Source organism: Bartonella sp. AP57NXGY (assembly GCF_042195805.1).
GTDB lineage: Bacteria > Pseudomonadota > Alphaproteobacteria > Rhizobiales > Rhizobiaceae > Bartonella.
The window spans coordinates 1-912 of sequence record NZ_JBHIOZ010000409.1; the positions used below are offsets into that span (position 1 = coordinate 1).

Below are 912 nucleotides of genomic sequence, written 5' to 3' on the forward strand. Positions count from 1 at the left end.
TTCATTCAACACATTCGGTCATATGGCGACAAAGCCTTCTTTTGGTCATTCGCACAATTCAAGACCTTTTCATGGAAATGCATGCAGTCCTAATGCTTTTCTTTCTCACATGAATGCACAAGGTTTTGACTATGCAGTTGCAGGAGGGATAACCGGAGCAGCATTAGGAGCTGCAACTGGTCCAGGTGCACTTATGGGTGGACTTACTGGTGCCACGACTGGTTTCTTCGGAGGTTTTGGTTTAGGGTTCGTACAGAAAGTTCATGAGTGTTGGTTCTAATTTTTAGAGAGCAACTATAAAGATATCTCTGAAGTTAATAATTTGTAATTTTTTTCGAAAAATATCTAAATTATATTATCTACAATTATTATTGAGACGGACTTCAGAGATATTTATAATTTGTAATTATATTATAATTTGGATTGCGTGATGACAGATCTTATCTCTAAAATTATTGAAACGCTTATAGCAACATTTTTTTTTGGTTTAATATATCTTTTTTATTATAATTTTATTTCTTATAGTTGGAAAGATTCTCTAAAAAAATCATTATTAATAAGCTCAATATTCTTTCTTGTTAGTCTTTTATTTAACTATATTGGTTTATATCAAATTCTGAGAAATATTTTATAATAGACATTTTTAAAATGTCTTAGTGTGTTTATAAAAAGCTCTATACCGCAATAGGTTTTGCTATATTTGAGTATCCTAAAAACATAGAATACCTTCTTTAATATCATCACATCAGATTTAAAAATTGACTATTCTAATCTTTGTCATTTAGTCTAACCTCACAATGAAAAGCTTTTGGAATAACTCTGCCAAAATATAAAAATACAAAAATACAGAGGCAGATTTTTCCAAACAATAAAAAGAGGGAAACATGACTGAAAAAATTTATCCAATATCAG

The 912-nt window shown here is 29.9% G+C and carries 1 protein-coding gene; it reads left to right on the top strand.

From position 1 onward, the window contains the following. The coding region (locus ACFIL8_RS11170; protein WP_375689856.1) for a hypothetical protein at window positions 1–280 on the top strand (280 nt) is incomplete at its 5' end. Window positions 281–912 lie beyond the last annotated feature (632 nt).